Raw genomic sequence first — 17,767 nt, forward strand, 5'->3', positions numbered from 1 at the left:
CGCAGCCAGAGTAAGCCGACACGCTCGAAAAACGACATTTAATTTCGGGCGCTACAGTCCATGGTTTCAAACTGTACGGCGAATCTACCAAGCATTTGCTTAGACCCCAAACTGAATCCACCACGAGCGACAACACCTCCTGTAAAAAAAGAGGTTTATTTCACATGCCCTGCTTCTCTAATGTTGCGCACTTTCCACACAGTAGTTCATGTGAATGACGGAATAGACTAAATTTCAAAACTTGTTTTCCATAATTCGGAGATCCTAGTAGAGTCCGCAACGAAGGCATCACGGATTCAGGTTAACATATGCATTTGAAATAAATCAACCACTTTTTACAATAAATTCCTTGTTTTTTCGACAATAACTTTCTTTTGACAATAGAGATGGTATATTGTGTCCAACTGAATCTGTGATGTCATCAGTTCCTAGTCTCATATTAAGCTCGAGTGTTAGGTAAATAGTGATAAATTATTTGATTGATATGACACCGTCAGGGATAGACTTGTGTAAGAGCTACTATGCGATACAACCAAGGCATGCGATATAACCCCTTTGATCTAAAAGGGGCTATTATCGTGGTTGCGGCTATTGTGTAGTTGTTGGACTAGGCGAATGCTTAAAAGATTCGATGCTCAGTCTGAAACCATGGACTGTAACACCCAGAATTAAATTTCGTTTGTTGAGTATGACGGTTGAATTAGTTAGCCCGCGGCATATGCATCTCGGGCAGAGGCACCTTGCCCCAATCGATGTCGGACGCCAGGTAGAAGCTGGTGTAGCAGGGCTGGTTATAGACGACGTTCTGCCAGGCGACGCCGGTTCTGTATTGGGCGTCGTGCATGAGCGTGTACAGCTTTCGGTCGGTAAGCTCAGTGCTTGTGTAGATTCGGATCGCCAAGCTGTCCGCGGTTCGCACCAGAAGCTCCTCCCGCCAGTCTCCCCATATATCGGCGACCAGGCAAGGATTGCCCTTCGTTCCGTTGTTGGACCGCGCCCCTTCCGCCGTCAGCAGGCGGCCGCGCTTCCAATCCTCGATCGTCACGGGCGAGTCGAAGGTTCCGCTAATAATCTGCGTCGTCATATTCGCCGCCCACTTGATGTTCATATTGGTGCTCGGCGCCTTGGCATCCATAAGCTCGCCCCTGGCCGTCATTAAGCCGAAGGATGCCGGGCCTTTCACATCTTCGCTGGGCCATACCTGCATTCCTTTATAATCGGGGTCAACCTGTCCCGTCATCCCGCGTCCGACATCCTCGGTCGCGAAGCCCCCGAACAGCACCTCGCCGGTAGCCGCATCGCGCAGCGTGTAGCCGTAGGGCCCCCATACTCCGCTTTCATGCACCATAAAAATCTCCAGCCCGGGTCGATCCGGGTCGATGTTCGCGACATGAAGAGCGTCACCATGTCCCAGCTTGACGAGCCTCCCGGGAGCCGCACTCCCTTCCGGCAGCACACCCTTCGAGCTGTACAGCAGGCTGCCGTCATGATCAAGCGTGGCCGAGCCGTAAATAATTTCCTGGCAGCCGTCCCCGTCGACATCCGCTACGCTCAAGGAGTGGGCGCCTTGTCCGGCAAGCTCGCCCCATATCGGACTCCGGCCGTCCTGCTCGCGCAGCGTGTCGCCGAACGGGTTGTTCATCGCGACCCAGCCGCTGTCCGCGCACCATGTCTCTCGAAGCTGCTCCCCGTCCCACGAATAGGCGACAACGACAGCCCTCGTATAATAGCCTCGCGCAAACAGGGCATAGGGCTTGCTGCCGTCCAGATAAGCGACTCCCGCAAGGAAGCGGTCGACCCGGTTGCCGGGCTCGATGCGATTCCACGAATAATCGCCCCACATCAGCCCGTCGTCATGACGTCCGGGGTTGTAGCGAATCGTCTCCAGCTCCTCGCCCGTCTCGCCGCGGAAGACGCTCAAATATTCCGGGCCTTTCAGAATGAAGCCTTCGATAGCTCTCAGATTGTTGCGTTTGCTGCGACTCGGCGCATAGTCGTCGAAGAAATAATCGGCGAGTCGCTCCGCGTCCGCGCGGGACAAGGGATAGCTGCAGGCGCGCGCAATACCGAAGCACTCCTCAAGAGAAGCCGGCCAATGCCCGGCGAGCACCTCCTCATGCGCATGCCAGCCGAGGAACAGCTGCACAATATGCTCATAGTAGTCCTCGGCGCTGCAGCGATAATCGTCTGCGTGGCCGTAACCGGCGGCGATGTCCTCGGGCGGCATCGTAATGTACGCTTCGGATAGCAGACGGCCTCCCGGGTCGCGCTTGACAACGCGCGTGCCCGGAGCCGTCTTGAGCATGACCTCCGCCTTCCCGTCTCCGTCGAAATCATAGACCAGGAGCTGGGTGTAGTGGGCGCCCGCCCGTATATTTACGCCGAGATCGATACGATACAGCAGCGTTCCGTCCAGCTTGTAGCAATCGACGTAGACAGGCCCGGTATAGCCGGAATGTGATACATCTTTGGCATTCGAAGGCTCCCATTTGACGAAAAATTCATACTTTCCGTCCCCGTCCACATCGCCGATGCTCATATCGTTGGCGGAATAGCTATAGGCTTCTCCGGCAGGGGTAACGCCGTCCGCAGGCTTCTGCAGCGGAAGATCATAATAGCCGTTCTCCCAAGGCCGCGCCTCCTCGCTGCGGTCCATCTCCCGTCCGCTCTCGACGGCGCTTACCGCGTACGAGCAGGAGGGCGATCCGCCGCTGTCGAGATAGTTGGTGCTGTCGCTCACCTTCGCGATTAGCTCGCTGTCCCGGTACACATGGAAATCCCGGCCTGTAAGGCCCGACTCGCCATGCCCCGTCGCTTCATGACCAAGCAATCGCCAGCTGAGGAAGACGCCTTCGGAAGTAGCAATAGCGACCAAGCCGCGATCCAGATATTCAAGCTGCATGAGGGAATCAACTCCATTCATTATTATCCTTTTACTCTAACGCAATGAAAGGGTATAATCTTCTGTAAATCTTGCCTAAAATGTTCAAAAAGTCGCATTTATTGCACAAATTCTGCGCCGAAAGAACAGGAGCATCTCTCATGATCATCTTCTATAACGATGCAAATACCATCAAAATCGATTACCGCATACGAAGCGGCAGCTTCACAATGGAGGGCCATCATGCCCATGACAGCTACGAGCTCTATTATCTGTTCAGCGGGGAACGCGATTTCTTCATTCGCGATCGGACTTATCGGGTGAGACAGGGAAGCTTCGCGTTCGTGGAGAAGGAGGAACTGCATCGCACGATTGATACGGGCACGTCAAATCATGAGCGGATTGTTATCAATTTCACGGATGCGCTGTTGTTCGGGTTGCCGCGCTGCGGGCACAACGGCGTCATAACGCTGCCGCCGCAGGAGCAGTTCAAGGGAGAGGCAATTCTGCGCGAGCTCGTGGCCGAGACGCAAGGCGACGCGGAAGGGCGCGACGTGATGCTCGAAGCGCTGCTTCGGCAATTGCTGCTGCTGGTCTTCCGAGCACAGACGAAGTCGTCCCAGCAACAGGAGCATCAGCCTTCTGCCGTTCACCGAATGATGTCGGAGATTGCCTCCTACATCAGTGCGAATTGTGAAGATTCGCTGCTCCTGAAAGATGTAGCGGAGCGTTTCTTCATCAGCCCGTACTATCTGAGCCGCAAGTTCAAGCAGTGCACAGGCTTCGGCTTCGCGGAATATGTGCAGCTCGTACGCATTCGGGAAGCGCAGCGGCTGCTGCGAGAGACGAATCTTGCGATGCTCGAGGTGGCGGATCGATGCGGAATCGGGGCGCTCGCTCATTTCCACAAGCTGTTCAAGAGGATTAGCGGCTGCTCGCCGCTGCAATACCGCAAGCGCTATCGCGCATAGCAATGATGCTTACTTATAAGTAAGTTCCCTACTAATCATTCCTAAGCGATGCTAAGCTGATGTTAACCAAATCGAGGAAGGCGTCCATAGGAATGGACGCCGGACAATCGGGCATATGGTATGGGGCTGACTTGCGCAAGGTTAGCTTCTTACCGACTCCGCGTCCAATCGCCGCACGGCTCTCCAGAAGGAACCAATCGCTTCTCGCACGGAGAGATCCGTCAGCTCGATATTGCCTTGAAGATGAGCTTTCATCATATAGACGAGCGCGCCGTAGTGCATCTGAACCATGATTTTCGGGTCCAGCGGGATGAACTGCTCCTGCTGGACGGCTTCTTCATAGAGCTTATTCATCGGTCCGCACCAGCCCTCCACATAGACGGCTTGCTTCACCTCGTCGTAGATATACGGCGAGAAGGAATACTGCTCGATGAATTGAAAGCCTTGCGGATAGGTTTGGCCAAGCTCGACAACACGATTCCAGCCCAGCTCGAATCTCTCGCGAATCGTGCCTCCTCGCCCTAAGCCCTCGCGTACGTACTCGCCGTTAAATGTAACAATAGCTTTATATAATTCATTCACAATATCTTCCTTGCTCTTAAAATAATGATAAATATTCCCTGTAGATACCTTCGATTCCTTGGCGATCAGCGCCATCGAGGTAGCCTGGATCTCCTTGCGGATAATCATATTCAGCGTCGTCTCAAGAACAGCTTGCTGCACCTTGTTATAGTTTTGAAACATAAAACTCCTCCATTCCCGCCCATTAAAACGAACGTTCATTCTAATGTTAGCATACTCGGGATGTCCGGTGCAGTCAATAACGAAGCATAGGATAGTCAGTTTCGTTATAGCGGCTAACAAACCAGGAAGACTGCGGCTGGCATCGGTTCGCATGGGCGGGGCGGTGGTCGTTGACTATTAAGCGGCAGCTTGTCATCCGAGTTTAGCCTCCGCTTCACACATCGGCAAGACGCTTCAACTGAAATTGTCGGCTATGGTTTCCAAATATTGCTCGATCGGCACGGAATTCCGAAGCTTCATCAGATCGTTGCCCGCCTTTCCAACCACTGTACGGAACTGGTTGCTCCTTCTCGTCGCCAGATCTTCAATGGCATCCACGATAATTTTGGGATCATCCAGAGTATCGTCGTCTCTTGCATTCATCGCTTGCAGGAGCTTCTCCATCAAGCCGTCATAGACATTAATGTTCGCATTCTTGCTCCAAACAATTCCTTCTTTGAAATTAGTTCCTTTTGAGCCGCCCTGTTCAATTAATCGAAGATCGATGCCCAGCGGCTTTAGTTCATAATACAAGCCTTCTGTCAATCCTTCCAGAGCAAACTTGGACATATTATAAAGCGAGCCGAGCGGCACGGCGGTCGTGAGCCCCATGAAGGAGCTAATATTAATGAACATGCCCCCTCCGACTGTTCTAAAATGCGGCAGAAACGCGCGAATCACATTAATCGGTCCTCGTGTATTCACGGCGAATTGCCAATCGATCGCATCTTCTTCGGCAAATTCCAACGGACCGTACGCGCCCATTCCCGCGTTATTAATGACAACGTCGATGGTACCGAATTCGGCGATGGCCTTCTCCGCAGCAGACTGTACTTGATCGACCTTCGTTACATCCAATTTGTAAATCTGGATGTTATCGTAGTTCGAGAGCTCCGTCTCCTTCTCCGGCGTGCGCATTGTCGCGGCGACATTCCAGCCGAGCTCGGCGAATCGGATCGCAGTCAATTTGCCGAGTCCCGAGCTTGTTCCTGTTATGAATACCGTTTTTTTCATAAACAAAACCTCCATTTAATATAAATTGAACGTTCGTTCTATTAATTTAAATATTAGATCGAATGTTCATTCTATAATAATGCGAACACCTTGCTTTGTCAATTATCATGACTCGCGATGTTTTAAAGGATGCCCTCCAGTTTGCTCAGCATAATGCCGTCTCCTTTATGCAAATCCAGACTTCATGGCAAGTACGGAGCCTCGTGAGTTTGTTAAAGAGTTGGCGAGGGTGCTGGATGCGAAAACTTCCTGTTAAATTGTTATTAAATAGTATAATCTATACAGGAACTCTATCTGTAATCTGAACAATCATTGGGATGGGAGTAGGATGGAATGGCTGTAAATGGACTAATACCGATCTATAAATCGGGAAAAGCGCTTCTGCAGGAAATACAAGCAACGAAGCTCCCTGAAGGCGGGGTAGCCCTATGGAGCATGGGACAGGCCGGAGTTTTAATCAAAGGCAGCGCTTCCCATGAAGTAATTTGCATAGACCCTTATCTAACCTTTTCGATTGAAACGACTAATCCCCACACCGAATTCAAACGCGAAATTCCGCCGCCTCTCTCAGCTGAGGAGCTGCAAGCGGATACGATCCTTCTTACGCATTTCCATGGCGATCATATGGACCTTCCTACGATTGAAGGGGTGTACCGGTCCTATCCGGGCACACGATTCGTAGCGCCTGCAACGCATGCGCATCTGATTCGGGAGACGGGGGTGGAGTCGAGCCGTATCATTCCCGCAAAGCATCTTCAACCCGTTTCCGGCAGAGGGATCTCCATAACGCCAGTGGCGGCCGCGCATACGCAGTATGAGACCGACTCGGAAGGCAATCACTGTTATTTGGGCTATTTTATTGAGATGAACGGGGTGCGAATTTATCATAGCGGCGATACCGTTGTCACGCCGGAGCTGCTAGAGCAAGCCAAAGCATTTAGGCCCCACATCTCCCTTCTGCCGATTAATGGTGGGGATTATGCGAGAACGTCGCGAGGGATCGTAGGCAACATGAGCTTTCGGGAGGCGGCGGACTTCGGCGTTGAGATTGGCACCGATCTTCTCATTCCCGTTCATTTCGATATGTTCCCCAATAATCGTGACAACCCGGCCTATTTTGTAGACTATTTGTTTCAAACCTATCGCGCTCAAAAACATCATATGATGGTTCCTGGAGAGCGATTGATCTATTTCAAATAGCCTTTGAGCAGCAAACCTTGATGGGCCTCGTGCCTTTCAAGGTTTTTTTGTTAACATAGAATTATTCTATTTTATATTAGCGAATACTAATATAACTATTTACTTATATAATTGAATGTGTATAATAAGAATTGTCTTAAGAATGCGCAACGAAAGAGGTGCAGCTTAGTTTGGAAACCGACAACATGGCAAGCATTGACGAAGTAGCGGAGTCGATGAAGCTCCTTGGAGATAAATCCCGCCTATCCATCTTGTCCATGCTCAGGTATGGGGAGATGTGCGTGTGTGACATTGTCGCGATATTGAACACAACGCAGCCGAATGTCAGTCAGCATCTGAAGAAGCTGAAGAGGGGCGGGCTTGTGGTCGAAACGAGACGCAAGCAGTGGATGTATTACGCCTTGAATATGGAAGACAAGCCTTATTTGAAGCAAATTATCGAAGGGCTTCCTTCCATGGAGGCACAGGTGAAGGCGGCGAAACCGCAAGATTGTTGTTAGTTGGGGAGGCTCTATGTTAGCGACTGCGTCCATTATTTTTCTTATTACATTGGTATTTGTCATTTGGCAGCCGAGAGGCCTGAACATTGGCTGGTCCGCCAGCGGGGGAGCGGTCATTGCGCTGATCTGCGGCGTTGTGAGCTTCCATGATGTATGGGATGTGACCCAGATTGTCTGGAATGCGACCTTGGCGTTTGTGGCGGTTATTCTTATCTCCTTGATTCTGGACGAAATCGGGTTCTTCGAATGGGCTGCGCTGCATATGGCCCGGTCCGCCAAGGGGAACGGCACGGTGATGTTCATCTATGTCATTCTGCTTGGAGCCGCCGTCGCTGCTTTCTTCGCGAATGACGGAGCGGCCTTGATCCTGACTCCGATCGTCCTGGCGATGGTTCGGGCATTGAAATTCGATGAGCGGATGATTCTTCCGTTTATAATGGCGAGCGGCTTCATATCCGATACGGCTTCCTTGCCGCTTGTCGTAAGCAACCTCGTCAATATTGTCTCGGCGGATTTCTTCGGAATCGGATTTGTGGAGTATGCCAGCCGCATGATCGTTCCGACGCTCTTCTCCATTGGAGCCAGCTTGCTTGTTCTGTATCTCTTCTACCGGCGAAGCATTCCGAAGCACTATGATCTCGCCCAGGTCAAGCAGCCGATCGACGCCATCAAGGATATGCGATTATTCCGAATCTCCTGGGTCATTCTAGCGGTTCTCCTTGTCGCTTATTTAATCAGCGAGTTCATTGAAGTGCCGGTGTCTATCATCGCAGGAGTTGCGGCCATCGTATTTCTTCTGCTGGCCAGGCAAAGCCGGGAGATTCATACCTGGAAGCTGGTGAAGGGCGCGCCTTGGGCGGTTGTCGTCTTTTCGATCGGCATGTATGTGGTCGTGTATGGTCTTCGCAACGTCGGCTTGACCGATGAGCTTGGCGATCTATTCGAGTGGGTCGGCGATCAGGGATTATTCGTCGCGACCGTTGGCTCCGGCTTTATCGCCGCGATTTTGTCGTCCATGATGAACAACATGCCTACGGTTATGATCGACGCCTTGGCGATTGACGGCACGAATGCAATCGGCATCCTGCGGGAAGCCTTCATCTATGCCAACGTCATCGGCTCGGATCTCGGTCCCAAGATTACGCCGATCGGTTCCCTTGCCACCTTGTTATGGCTTCATGTTTTGCAGGTCAAGGGCGTTAAGGTTTCTTGGGGGGCGTACTTCAAGACAGGCGTCATTCTTACCGTTCCGGTATTGCTGATCACCTTGACCGGCCTCTATCTGTGGCTGAGGATCGTGAATTAACCAACGATATAAGTTGAACTCATGGTTCTTTCGTGCAGGATGCTGCGAGAACAGATCAATCTTCCGATCGCTGTTGTTCCCCAATTTCTTCAATTTATTAAGAGGTTGAAATTTCGGGAACAAAGGTCAAAGCGGATGCTTACGTTGTAGCTTTCTTACAGAAAGCTTTCGGCTATCGCTTCTCCAGAATGATCTGTCCTCTCCGCTAGCTACGTAGAATTCTTCCGTTCAACTTATATACATTTCATAAAGGGGAAATGAGAAATGAATAACAAACCGCTGGTATACTTCCTGTGCACGGGCAATTCCTGCCGCAGTCAGATCGCCGACGGATTCATGAACACACTCGGCGGGGACAAATACGAGGTGAAAAGCGCAGGGCTCGAAGCGCATGGACTGAACCCTCGCGCGGTTCAAGTCATGAAGGAAGCTGGAATCGACATTAGCGGCAATCAGTCCAATGTCATTGATCCGGAGATTTTGAACCGCTCAACCTACGTCATCACGCTATGCGGACATGCCGACGAGCATTGCCCGGTTATTATGAATCCTAATGTGACGAAGATGCATTGGGGCTTCGAGGATCCTGCCCAAGCGAAAGGCACCGAAGAAGAGATCATGGCCCAGTTCCGCAGCGTACGCGACGCGATCAAGTCACGCATTGAAGCTTTTGTTCGAGACGGTGAATAAGATGAATCCTTCGATTATGAGAATGCATGTGGCCGTCAATTGTTCGGATTTGGATAAGTCTCTAGCCTTTTACCGCAGCTTCTTCGGGACTGAGCCTGCGAAGGTCAAAGACAATTATGCCAAGTTCGAGCTGGACTCTCCCGCGCTGCATTTCTCCTTAAATGTTCGACCGTTTGAGAAGAAAGGCGTGTTGAACCATCTTGGCTTTCAGGTTGCCAATACCGCAACTGTGCTTGCCATCGGCGAACGCCTTCGTCAATCGGGCCTGTTATTGATCGATGAGATAGACACCACATGCTGCTACGCCGTGCAAGACAAGGTGTGGGTGCATGATCCGGACGGCAACGCATGGGAGATCTTTTTCACCAAGGAGGATTCGGAATTTGAATCCGCCGGCGAAGTCAGAGATATTTCCCTTTGCTGCGCTCCTCCTCCGGCTCAGGCTAATGTGGAGCTTACAGATTTCCGCAAGAAGAATCATTAATATTCGATCTTCATATTCAAGCACTGTACGGGCCTTGCAAACGTGGCTCATGCAGTGCTTTTTTGATAGTGTCAATAATATTATCCTGCTACTGCGTCTTGGCTCTTTCGGTTTCCCTTCGGAGCGTGTGCTTCCTTATAGAACTCCAACACGAATCTGCGCCATTCCTAATTGAAACACTGCCTGATTTGCTTGTATTCGGATCCGAAAAATATACAAATATATATATTTTTTGTCATCAAAGAAAGGAATATGATAATTTGTGTCGAACAGTATTTGTCGTAGTTCTATAAGACTATGATTTTTTGATAGTAAGCCGCAAGTATGAAACCAATGATTTTAGATAACGGCAAACCCGACCGAAAGGCGGGGACGCAAAGCCACGGGCCTGGGACATTCGTCATGAAACGACGAGTGTTACGGCAGCCGGGTTGCCTCATTTCTTTGGTTTTTTTATTTTCAAGAATGGGAGTTGGATGAGAGAAATGATGTCAAGATCTAAGGTATTACTAAGCATGCTGTGCGCTATATTGCTTCTTCAGCTAGCCATTCCGGTTCATGCCCTGGCATCCTCCGGGTTGCAGGAATTCAAGGTGAACTTCATTGCGGAAGGTGTGCAAGAGGCTAATGGTTATCTGTCCGATTACGGCGAAAGCTATGGCGATCGCGGCGATGCTTCCTATGGATGGGATACGGCCCATACCTCCCGGACGGTTACGTCGGTTACCTATGCGGTGTACGACACTTCCCTGATGTATAGTTATATCCGCCTGAAAGGCAATGCAAGCTGGGAAATCGATGTTGAGAACGGCAACTATGAGGTGCATGTGGCTGTCGGCGCTGTGGACAGAGACAGCATGAACACGTTGCAGGTTGAGAATCAGACGCTGTTTCAATCCGAAGATGTGCCGGCCGGCGATTCGCATGTATCGCGGACTACTGTAGCGGTAACTGACGGTCGGCTGACGCTGACGGGAGGAGCGACGGAAGGAACATCGCTTCAGTACATAGAGGTCAGGCCGCTTGTGATGAGCAAGAAGGAGATTATTCCGCCGACTATCGGCTGGCCGGCAGATCCCAATACCACCGCAGGACACTTACTCGCGCTTGGCGGAGCCCAGAATAACGAGCACCGCGCCGTTCCGGCTATTCCGATACCTGGACTGGCAAATGAAATCACTCGTTTCATGAACGAGCAGGCTGCAGATAAAGAGGCGGCATGGCAGACCTACATCGATCAAGCGGTGAATTGCTCGGGCTGCTCGCCGGAGCAGATCAACCAGGCCATTGCTAATAGCTCCGGTGCTGCGGCCTATATTCGCGCTGGACATTTGAATCTGGATAATTCTGCGACCTTCGGTTCTCAGGGCAAGCCGGTTTTCCTGATAGTGGACGGCATGAATACGAATCAGGCTTTGTCTTTAACGGTATATGGAACACTGATCGTTAACGGCAATTTGAACGCGAATCAAGGCGGCGATTTCCGCATTATAAGTCCTGATCAGCCTGAATGGACAGGAGGCGCAAGCTTGCGCATTGCGGGAACCGTCCATCTTAATAATGATGCGAATGTGGAGGTTGACGACGACTTGCTGGTCGGCGCGCTCACTTACAATAGCGGAGATTTGACGGTATCGGCGAATCGGTTGATCGTCGAGAACAGTCTCCACATTAATACCAGAGTAGCGATGAACATCATGGAGTATATGGCCGTCGGCGAGCTGGTGTCGAATAACGAGACGGCCAACCTGACGGTGGAGCAAGGCGACTTCTTTGTGAAGGGCAATGTGCATGTCAACAATAGCTTGAATGTGCAGACCGGAGGCGTGTGGGCCATTGGCGGGGACCTGACATCCAATCAAAAGCCTGACGTCGCCTCGGGCGTAGGAGACGAGGGGCAAACCTTGTTGAAATATGCGCAATATGGTCTTAGAGCGGATTATTTCACAGGTGCGAACTTATCGGGAGAGAAAATGACGGTGCTGGATCCCCAAATTGCGCTGAACGGGAAGTTCCCCGTGTCCTCCGATTCGTTAACGGACGGGACATTCTCCGTGCGCTGGACCGGAGAGCTCGAAGCGTACAGCTCGGAAACCTATACCTTCGAAACGGCGACCCGCGGCGGCGTGAGATTGTGGATCAACGATGCTCTTGTCATTGACAGCTGGAGTGTCACCGGCAACCAGACGCAAACCGGCAAGATTGATTTGGAGAGAGGAACAGCGAATAAGATTCGCATGGAGTTTAATGGAAGCACCAATCAGCCAAGAGCCGAGCTGTCGTGGTCGAGTCCTGTTATTTCCAAAGAGGTTGTGCCGTCTGCGCAGCTCAGGCCGTTCGCCATTCCGAGCTTGCTGGTTGTGCCTTCCGACTCCGGTATGGAGATGGTGTGGACATCTGCTTTCAATGCAGACGGCTATGAGCTCGAGGTAGACGGAGCTATATTGCCGCTCGAAAGCACGGTAGAGCAATATGCACATAACCCCTTGGACTCGGGAACCTTCCATACATACCGTATCCGAGCAGCAAGCGGAGATTTGCATGGCGGGTGGTCAGAGCTTCATGAGGTGTGGACGCTGCCTGGTGTTCCGGACAATATTGCTCTTCAATCGACGAGCGACTCCATTCGTCTGGACTGGGATGAGGTAAGGGGAGCGGTTTCCTACGAGGTGGAAACGGACAATACGATTATTAACGTTGGCTCGGAGCTGTCTTACGTCGAAGAAGATTTGAATGCCAATGTTCAGAGAACATTCCGCATTCGGGCCGTCAATTCCAGCGGACCGGGAATCTGGTCCGAGCTGTTCGCCAAGACGACGTTGCCGGGTATGGTCGGCGGCTTGAAGGCGACCCCGTCGGACGTCGCCGTTCACGTCGATTGGGATGCGGTTTCCGGGGCGGAGTGGTACGAGCTTGAGGTAGACGGACAGATCATGCGGTTAACAGGCACGCAATATGGGCATGAATCCTTATCGCCCAACACGGTGCATGAATACCGCGTTCGCGCAGGCAATTCGGAGGGTGACGGCGGATGGAGCGAGCCAGTCGAGACGATGACGCTGCCTTCGGTGCCGGCGAATGTGCGGGCCGAGAGCTTGAGGACGTATATCTCCCTGGAGTGGGATGCGGTAACCGGAGCGACCGAATATGAGGTGGAAGCGGATGGCGTTGTTCACAACACTGGACTAGATACGAGCTTCGTGCATCTTTCTCTGCTACCCAACACCGAGCATACATACCGGGTACGCGCGGGCAATGGGACGGTATGGAGCGATTGGACGGAAATTATATTGCGGAGCACATTGGCCGATGTGCCGGTCAATATACAAGTCGTAACGACGGAGCATGATATTGCTCTATCCTGGGATCCGGTTATCGGAGCGACGGGATACGAGATTGAAGTAGATGGAGGAATTGAAGATACGGGCTTGGAATTGAGCTATGTTAATGGAGGCTTGGCGTCTTATTCCGAGCATACGTACCGGATCAGAGCCCGCAGCGCGGGAGGAGTCGGCGAATGGAGCGAGACGGTGACGGCGATAACCATGCTTGGGAAGCCTGAGGGGATTCGGTTCCAAATTGCCGAGAACAGCATCGCCATGCAATGGGATGCGGTTGACGGAGCCGACAGCTATGAATTGCTGGTGGACGGGGCAGCCGTGAACGCGGGCTCCGCTACCCAATACACGCATACAGGCTTGGAGCCGAATTCCTGGCATGTATATCGGATAAGAGCGACTAATTCCCAGGTAACCGGCGAGTGGAGTGAAGCCTTCACCCAATTAACCGGCATTGGCACGCCTGTTATTACAAGCGCGGTGCCCTATAGCAATCGAATCAAGCTGACCTGGGATGCTGTTATAGGAGCTGACGGCTACGAGTTAGAGGCTAATGGCAGCGTAATCGACGTGGGCAACATGACTGAATATGTGAACGAAAATCTGTCTTCCGGACACTGGTATTCCTATCGTGTTCGGGCGCTGAGCGGAGGCGAAGCTGGTCCTTGGAGCGAAGCGGTATCTCGTTATACGTCTCTGACTGTGCCGCAATTCACGAATTCGTCGGCAGCCACCGACTCTATCTTGCTGGAATGGACCGCCCTTTCAGGCAATCCCCAGTACGATTTGGAGCTTGACGGCGAGATTATAAGCGGAATGACGGCGAGCAGCTACAGGGATTCGAATCTCGAATCCAACACGATGCATGTCTATCGCGTGCGAAGCCGCACGGGAGATCAGACGAGCGAATGGTCTCAGCCGCTGGAGAAGAAGACGGTTCCTGAGCTCCTGGCAAGCGTAGGCGAGAACACGATGTTCAACCTGATTGTGGTTGCTCCTCCGAAGCCCGAGGCGTCCTACCGAACAATTGTCGTCACCTATAACCCGGACGAGGTGGAAGTGCTGGATCTATGCACCATAACCCCGACGGCTGAATTATCGACGGGAGCTATCGAGCAGGCGAAGCTTGTTATTCAACGATTTGTTCCAGGGGAAATTGTCATTCGGGTGCTGGATACCGGCAACACATTCGTGAACGGAATTCGTTTCTTATCCAATACCAATGATCCATCGAAAATAACCTATGTCGTGAAATGAAGCATACAGGAAGCAAGGAGTGAATGTTTTTGAAGAGATTGTTTCTGACAGTTCTAAGCCTGATCATGATCCTTTCTTTATTCATGGTGCCCAGCCCTGCGTTCGCACGAAGCAGCGTGGATATTGTGTTTATCATTGATAAATCGGGAAGCATGGATTCTTCCATCAGCGGGGTCAAAAATAATGTTAATCATTTCGCCGATCTGCTTTCGGAGAGAGGTGTATCCTATCGGCTGGGATTAGTGACCTATGAGGAATATGTGACGCGTCAAGCTTTAACCGACGATGTGCAAGAGTTCAAGAGGCAAGTTAGCCAGGTAAGCACTGGCGGAGGCACAGAGAATGGTCTGGACGCCATTATGAATGCGGCGCAGAATTATCCTTTCGATGTCAATGCCAATAAATATTTCGTCTTAATTGGCGACGAGAACATATACAGCATCAATGGGCATACGGATGCGAGCGTCATCCAATATTTGAAGAGCAATCACATTACATTGACTGCTATCGGAACGAGCAGTATCCAATCTCAATTCAAAAAATTTACAGATGAGACCGGTGGACAATATCTGGATATTAGCAGTAATTACAGTGAACTGCTAACCAAAATATTTGAACAGATTCAGCGTATCCCTACGCTGGAAATCGTTTCCCCAAGGGAAGGCGATATCGTGAATGGGACAAGCAATACCTATGTGCCGTCGGTGAAGGTGACCGATCCGGACAGCGATCAACTGGAGGTGTCCTACTTCATTGATAATCGCTCCAACCCGGAAAACAGCAAAACGGTATCCAATTCTACAGGCGAACAAATCGTCCAGTTTAACGCAGCCTCCTTCGCCTCGCTGACGGAAGGCGAGCATACGATGAAATTCGTGGTTAACGACGGCACGGATGAAGCGCAGGATTCGGTCCGATTCCGTTTGGACAAGAATCCGCCTTCGCTTGCGACGCCGACGGCAAGCTCCACGGCCACATCCATCACGGTCGGAGGATCGGCAACCGACAGCGTTGCCGGTCTTCATTCCGCGCCTTATCGCTATACAATCGGATCGGCAGCAAGCAGTTGGACATCGGCGTCGAGCTTCACCAAGAATAGTCTGACGCCGAATACCTCCTATTCGGTGAAGGTTGAAGCGCGGGATGCGTTAGGACATACAGCGAATCAGTCGCTGTCCGTCAGAACCGAGGCTCAATTACCCGGATTGACAATCAAGAAAAGCGGAGAAACCTACATCGATTTGTCATTCAATCAAGACAGCAATCCGGCTAATACACCTTATCAAATACGGATTGGCAATCAATATGTGGGCTCGACGGGAGCATTGACGAATGCAGTGAGCTGGCTTACCTTATCCGGCAAGCAAGTAAGAATATCCGGATTAACGCCGAATACTTCCTATTCCGTTAAAGCGAAAGCCAGGAATGCGGTAAATGAGGAAACGGCGTTTACCACGGTTCAAAATACGAGAACATTGGCTTCTCCTCCTGAGGATATCAGCGCTAATAGCAATCAGAGATCCATTGTGTTGAATTGGACGTCGATTGCCAGCATCTCATCTTATGATGTGGAAGCGGATGGAGCGATTGTGAGCATCGGTACGGCGAACGCCTTCACGCATAATGGCTTGAATCCGAATACGGAGCATACGTACCGGGTTCGTGCGAACAATGCGGGAGGAATCGGGGGATGGAGCTCTCCTCTTACTGTGTACACGCTGCCGGATCCTCCGGCCGTGCCTTCAGGAATTTCGGCAACGCCGGGTCAGACCGAGGTTCGGCTGTCTTGGGACGCCGTTGCCCGCGCGGACCATTACGAGGTGGAGATCGACGGAACGATTCATAACGCGGGAGACGCCTTGGTCTATACGCATGACGGCCTACAGCCCAAGACGGAGCATGCGTACCGAGTAAGAGCGGTTAATGCAGGCGGTATTGGAGCATGGAGCGAGCAAATCAACGTCAAGACGCTTCCTTATCCGCCGCAGACGCCGCGGCTTCTCGAAGGACAGCCGTCGATCTATGAGATCGAAGTATCATGGAACGCATCGGATGAAGCGGATCGCTATGAGCTGGAGGCGGACGGACTCATTATTAATATGCAGAACAACAGGACTTACGTTCACGAAGGGCTTAAGCCTGTCTCGGGTCATACCTACCGAATTCGAGCTGTCAATGCGGGAGGCAAGAGCCCGTGGTCCGAGCAGCTCGACGTAACCACACATCCCGAGCAGCCGTTAACGCCGACGAATGTCATGACGACGGCCGGTCAGGATCGAATCACGCTTATGTGGTACGCGGTCAGCTATGCGGAGGATTATGAGGTGGAAATCGACGGTTTGAGAACGGTCAAGGTTTCCGGCGTGCAATATACGCATGAAGGACTTGATCCGGAAAGTCGTCATACCTATCGCATCCGAGCGCGCAACATAAGCGGATACAGCGAGTGGACCAAACCGGTCGATATGGAAACCTTTCCTGCGGTGGAAGGGGAAGGACAGAGCATGTCGCTGACCAATATGGCGGCCATTGTGACCAACCAGGCGATTACATTGACCTGGGAAACGGTTGAGCCGAACGCTCGCTATGAGATGGAAGTGGACGGCGTGCTGTCCGATCTTGGCGACAATACGATATTCCATCATGGCGGATTAAGCGCGAATGAATTCCATACGTACAAAATTCGATTGAACACCGGAGGCGAGCCGGGCCGCTGGGTAGCGGTATTATCCTTGTCGACGCTTTCGGATCCGCCGGATGCCCCGTCTGCTCTGGAAGGATTCGGCGACAATTATTCGATTGAATTGCGGTGGGATGAAGTCAGCGGCGCTACGGGCTACGATTTGGAAATCGACGGCGAGACGATTGTCGACGCAAGCGGATTGGATGCTTATGTGCATGACGAGCTGGAGCCCGGCACTTCTCATACGTATCGGCTCAGAGCCAAGAATGAAACGGGCGTCACGGCCTGGAGTCCGTCGATTGTGCGAAGCACGACCAGTCCCACTTATGTCCTTGACAGCGCCTTGAACGAGCATTTCGATCTGTCGCTGCTGGCATTCAATGTGCAGGACTTCAGCGAATTAACGTTTGTTGTGACCTATGATCCCAATCAGTTGGAGGTTGCGGATCTCTACCAATATTCTCCGGAGGCGGAGAAGGCGTCGGGCAAGCTGGCGAATTCGGGTCTTACTGTCTCGTATGAGCCGGGACGCGTCTCATACAAGCTGCAAAGAAACATTGTGCCTGGCACTTCCTGGTCAGGCGAAGTCGTTACCTTGACCTTCAAATCTAAGAGCGACGGCGAGAAGGCCGTCGATGTGATCGTGGAATAAATGAAAAT

11 protein-coding genes and 1 riboswitch are annotated in these 17,767 nt (G+C 51.7%); of the genes, 8 read left to right on the forward strand and 3 right to left on the reverse strand.

Translation table 11 applies throughout. The features are described 5' to 3' along the window. Positions 1-700: 700 nt before the first annotated feature. Entirely contained in the window at positions 701-2,923 is a 2,223-nt protein-coding gene (locus tag HFP08_RS16715; protein ID WP_168121755.1) for a rhamnogalacturonan lyase, read from the reverse strand. A 119-nt stretch (positions 2,924-3,042) separates the two neighbouring features. Between HFP08_RS16715 and HFP08_RS16720 the strand changes: the two genes are divergently transcribed. Further along, complete coding sequence (locus tag HFP08_RS16720) at positions 3,043-3,852, forward strand: helix-turn-helix domain-containing protein (protein WP_168121756.1); 810 nt, start codon at positions 3,043-3,045, stop codon at positions 3,850-3,852. A gap of 141 nt (positions 3,853-3,993) precedes the next feature. Here HFP08_RS16720 and HFP08_RS16725 read toward each other — a convergent pair whose 3' ends face one another. Together HFP08_RS16725 and HFP08_RS16730 are read right to left on the reverse strand one after the other, a co-directional pair. Next, a complete protein-coding gene (locus tag HFP08_RS16725) occupies positions 3,994-4,596 on the reverse strand; it encodes a TetR/AcrR family transcriptional regulator (protein ID WP_168121757.1) in 603 nt (200 codons plus the stop codon). A 234-nt stretch (positions 4,597-4,830) separates the two neighbouring features. Further along, positions 4,831-5,649 carry an SDR family oxidoreductase gene (locus HFP08_RS16730; RefSeq protein ID WP_168121758.1) on the reverse strand — a complete coding sequence of 273 codons (819 nt, stop codon included), beginning with the start codon at positions 5,647-5,649 and terminating at the stop codon, positions 4,831-4,833. 333 nt (positions 5,650-5,982) lie between these two features. Here HFP08_RS16730 and HFP08_RS16735 point away from each other — a divergent pair, with 333 nt between their 5' ends. The 7 genes from HFP08_RS16735 (at position 5,983) to HFP08_RS16765 (ending at position 17,759) form a co-directional block, all read left to right on the forward strand. Beyond that, positions 5,983-6,849, forward strand: a complete 867-nt coding sequence (locus HFP08_RS16735; RefSeq protein WP_168121759.1) for an MBL fold metallo-hydrolase — start codon at positions 5,983-5,985, stop codon at positions 6,847-6,849. Between the two features lie 185 nt (positions 6,850-7,034). Continuing rightward, positions 7,035-7,349, forward strand: a complete 315-nt coding sequence (locus HFP08_RS16740; RefSeq protein ID WP_168121863.1) for an ArsR/SmtB family transcription factor — start codon at positions 7,035-7,037, stop codon at positions 7,347-7,349. A gap of 13 nt (positions 7,350-7,362) precedes the next feature. Beyond that, positions 7,363-8,655 (forward strand): arsenic transporter, encoded by a 1,293-nt coding sequence (locus tag HFP08_RS16745; protein WP_168121760.1) that lies wholly within the window; start codon positions 7,363-7,365, stop codon positions 8,653-8,655. A gap of 264 nt (positions 8,656-8,919) precedes the next feature. Further along, positions 8,920-9,345, forward strand: coding sequence for an arsenate reductase (thioredoxin) (gene arsC, locus HFP08_RS16750; RefSeq protein WP_168121761.1), 426 nt, complete (start codon positions 8,920-8,922; stop codon positions 9,343-9,345). 1 nt (position 9,346) lies between these two features. Further along, complete coding sequence (locus HFP08_RS16755; protein ID WP_206109271.1) at positions 9,347-9,829, forward strand: ArsI/CadI family heavy metal resistance metalloenzyme; 483 nt, start codon at positions 9,347-9,349, stop codon at positions 9,827-9,829. A 338-nt stretch (positions 9,830-10,167) separates the two neighbouring features. Then, positions 10,168-10,268: riboswitch (cyclic di-GMP riboswitch) on the forward strand. Positions 10,269-10,314: 46 nt separating this feature from the next. After that, positions 10,315-14,424 carry a fibronectin type III domain-containing protein gene (locus HFP08_RS16760; RefSeq protein WP_168121762.1) on the forward strand — a complete coding sequence of 1,370 codons (4,110 nt, stop codon included), beginning with the start codon at positions 10,315-10,317 and terminating at the stop codon, positions 14,422-14,424. A gap of 29 nt (positions 14,425-14,453) precedes the next feature. Further along, a complete protein-coding gene (locus HFP08_RS16765; protein WP_168121763.1) occupies positions 14,454-17,759 on the forward strand; it encodes a fibronectin type III domain-containing protein in 3,306 nt (1,101 codons plus the stop codon). The last annotated feature ends 8 nt before the right edge of the window (positions 17,760-17,767 follow it).

Source organism: Paenibacillus sp. HB172176 (assembly GCF_011947265.1).
In the GTDB taxonomy this organism is placed as follows: Bacteria; Bacillota; Bacilli; order Paenibacillales; family Paenibacillaceae; genus Pristimantibacillus.